2 protein-coding genes and 2 pseudogenes are annotated in these 3616 nt (G+C 40.7%); all 4 read right to left on the bottom strand.

Going from position 1 to position 3616, the window contains the following annotated elements:
- Positions 1–239: pseudogene (locus H6S82_RS33055) on the bottom strand (hypothetical protein); the annotation flags it as partial.
- A 55-nt stretch (positions 240–294) separates the two neighbouring features.
- Positions 295–1521 carry a DNA cytosine methyltransferase gene (locus tag H6S82_RS23545; RefSeq protein WP_190464999.1) on the bottom strand — a complete coding sequence of 409 codons (1227 nt, stop codon included), beginning with the start codon at positions 1519–1521 and terminating at the stop codon, positions 295–297.
- Positions 1522–1602: 81 nt separating this feature from the next.
- Entirely contained in the window at positions 1603–2673 is a 1071-nt protein-coding gene (locus H6S82_RS23540) for a hypothetical protein (protein ID WP_242057084.1), read from the bottom strand.
- Positions 2657–3616, bottom strand: a pseudogene (locus H6S82_RS23535) (hypothetical protein); the annotation flags it as partial. The gene H6S82_RS23540 and the pseudogene H6S82_RS23535, both read right to left, overlap by 17 nt.

Genomic DNA, 3616 nt, shown 5'->3' with positions numbered 1-3616 from the left:
AGTACAGTTAATACGCTGCTGTAACGCCACCAAACGCCCCACAGAAACATTGCCAGCAGGGGTATTACGATTCCGACTATCTGTATCGTACCGAACCAGATTTTATACCACCCAGGTAGAGGTTGGGGAAGGGTGAAGGGTTTTAAGTGTCTCCACGCCCAACCTACCACTACTGTAAAAGCTGTGGCAAGTAGGAAGAAAACGAGGTTTTCGATAAATAGGTATAGATTGGAGTTCATGTATAATATTATCGAACTTTCTTAGTTCCTATGGTTGACTTTTGATGTGGAAGTGTTATGGCGAACTGGTTAGGGATGGGGTAAATGTGCGATCGCCATCAAGTTTAGCAAGTGCGAGATGGGTATGACACGATATGCGATCGCTTATTTGTAAAAAGTCAATAATTGTTTCGGCAATACCTTTTGATGCTAGGTAGGGAACACCATTCCCGATTGTTTTAAACATATTAGTAAGTGACATATTTGATGGCAGAACAAAGTTTTTTGGCAAAGATTGAATCGCGAGTGCTTCAGCTACTGTAAGTCGGCGAACTTTATATGGATGTAAATGTACTTCGTTATTTCCGTAGCAGGCTGTTGGCGAGTAGCGCCATCGATGAAGACGCTTATAAGATTTTTTGGAATCATCTCCTTCATCGACGGAAGCAAATCTTTTCAGACCTGCTTTGGGTTTAAAATAATGTTGTCCGTTCGGATGATTGAGGACATCGTTTTTTTCAAACCAATATTCTGCTGTTAGCTGTTGTGGTATACCATCAGGACAAGGCAATATAAAATCTTCCCTAAATGGCGCAGTGGAAGGCCAAGGATATGCGAAAGCTTGCTGTCTGGGATACAAAATATGTTTTGTCCAAGGAAAAGCTGTTTCGGGAAGTAGCTTTTGGTTATAATTAACTTTAATGCCGATATTTTTGATTAAGTTGGTATGAAAACCAATCAGGATAATTCTGTCTCTATCCTGGGGGACGCCGTATTCGATCGCATTAATTAGACGTTCTACTAATATATATCCAAATTGATTAAGTCGAGCCTTAAGATTTTCAAAAAAAGTACGGTGTTTTTTGGTTCTCCACAGTCCTTTGACATTCTCAAATAAAAAGAAATCTGGTTTTTGTTGACAAATCAATTCAACATAAGCGGCAGAAAGCTTACCATTGTCTCCTTCCGCACCGCGATTTTTGCCACCAACTGAAAAATCAGGACAAGGAGGGCCACCGATAAAGCCAATAATATCGGTATTTTTGCGTGCATCCTGAATTAGTTGCTGGAGTCTTTGCGCTTGTTCGGCTTCGGTTAGTTTAGTCACATCTGCTGCTTCTCCCTCATGGTATCCGTATGCTGGTGAGTGTAGGTTAAGACATTGCCTTGAATAACGATATGCTTGCATAAACGGTGCATAAATTTCGTTGACATAAGCTATGTCAAAACCGTTCAATTCAAAACCGAGATCGAGAAAACCGGAACCTGAGAAGAAAGAGAAAATTTTGGGGCGATCGATCATTTAATTACCTGTAAAGTAATAGAATAATGGTAGCGTTATTATGGGAAGCGAGCGTAGCGTATTGTTGACCTTTTTTCTTCCTCAATTAGCTGGACGAATCGAAAATTCAACGATCCATTTTAGTTGCGAATTATCTCCTGCTATATATGCAGAAATTGCTTCTGCAACATCGGATGCTCTGTTAAGAGGTACAACATAATCGAACACCTTTGCCATAACCTTTAAGGTTTCCGCTGTCCAAGGGCCGTCAACCACTATAACCGCAAGCATATCCTGATTTTTACCTTTCCAATTAATGGCTGAAAACATTTTATCTTTGGCGTAGAGCGATGCGTGCCTTGAAGATGATTTTCTCACCTCTATAAAAGCTTTCGGCGTTATCTCGTCTGGGATCGCGAAATCGGCTCGGAAGTTATAAATAACACCTTCCAAATAGCTGTATTCAGACTCTAGCTTATACGGCACATTAGCATCATCAAGAGCATTGGCAACGATGCTTTCAAGAAGAATTCTGCCTACCAAGTCGCGAACAATGCCTTCCAGAGTTGGTTCAATACTCTGCAAAATCTGTCCGCGACTCATATTTTGCCCTGGCTTGAGTTGATTCAACAAAGCGGACATTTTTCTAGATGCTGATTCTGAAATTGCATTGTCTGAAACATTGCCAATCCGTTTCTTTAGTTCTGCCTTACTAGAAATATTGGCAAGACGCTGAAGAATCGGCAGCATATAGGGATGAGATTGAATATAACCAAAGTCAAATTCTAAAAACCCTTTGGTTGCTTGTTCGAGTTCGTTTAACAGATTTACAACTCGGTTTCGTAGCTGGATGTATACACCTTTAGTAATCGCAGATTCTACATCAAAAGGTACAGCCTGTCGGCGTCGCCATTCCTGTGCAACTTGTTCTGCACTACTAGAATGCGGATCGATCGCGCTGTCGATACCGCTAAGAACAACCAGTTTCTGGGCAAATTCCTGAACGTGTTCTGGCAGTATATTTGCTAAACCGCTAGTTTTGCGAGTTAAATCCAAGTAAACTTGCACGTAATCTTTCATGGCTTCTTTGGCGATACCATAAAGTGTGCCTGTGTTTGCTTCTTCTAACCTGTTTTCTTTTACTTCCGCACCTAAATCAAATTCTTCTGGCATAAATGTGAAACTCCCCAAGACCTTTTTCTGTGCCCTGTCGTTTTTCGAGAAGCCAGCGGCTACCTCTAGCTCGCAGGGTTTCGATTTTCAAAACCTGAAATCCATTTTCCTGCATAAGTTGTGCCAATAGTTTATCAGTTTGGATATGAACTCCATAAAGAGCCGCATCTGCTACAACAAGATGGACGGGGCTTTGAGGTCGAAGTACCCTTTTCAATTCACGGATAACTGACTGCATTTGTGCAAAATAAGGATATAATAACAAGTAATAATCTTTTTTCCCCTTTCTTAGCTGCTTTTGTTGCTTTAGTGCCTCAACAAGTGGTTGGATTTCAGAGCGAAAGCATTTAGATAAAGATTCCGAGAATAAATGTTGATTGCGTTTTAAGTCAGTGGGAGCAGTAGTTGTATTAACAATAAGTCGGCGTCGCACTCGTTCTGTAATTTCTTTCCATGAGCTAGCGTAACGCCAGAAATAAAGCTGCATTCGTGTCATTTCTGCAAAATCGAAATTGTTTAAATAAGGTGGAGATGTAATGCAGATAGAAACGCTTTCATTTGCCAATGGCAGCATTTTTTCGGAACTCATTAAATGTAATTTTGCGCTTGACTTAAAACTATTTCCTATAACATCTATATCATCTTGGATTTGAGCGCAAACTTTCCTGACAGCATCGTGATATGGTAGAGATGATTTTTGTGTAGTAGGAGCTTTATATATCCCATCGGTTTGGGAATGTGCTGTTAGTTCAAGCACGCGAGACAAAATTAAACGATATAGCGATCGCCGATCTGGTGAAAGCCGATCTTCGGCAATTATCGCTGATGCTAAAATAGGAAGTTCTGACTCTGGGATAAGTTTTTCTAGGAAAGTTAAAGCAGAGGTTTCCCAAATATTTGTCAGGTTTCGCTCGTATGGGTCAAGAGATTGGCAGAAAGTCTC

The sequence above is a fragment of the Planktothrix sp. FACHB-1355 genome (assembly GCF_014748295.1).
In the GTDB taxonomy this organism is placed as follows: domain Bacteria; phylum Cyanobacteriota; class Cyanobacteriia; order Cyanobacteriales; family Aerosakkonemataceae; genus Aerosakkonema; species Aerosakkonema funiforme_A.
Note: the sequence above shows the minus strand (reverse complement) of the source record. Positions and strands in the feature narration are given on the sequence as shown.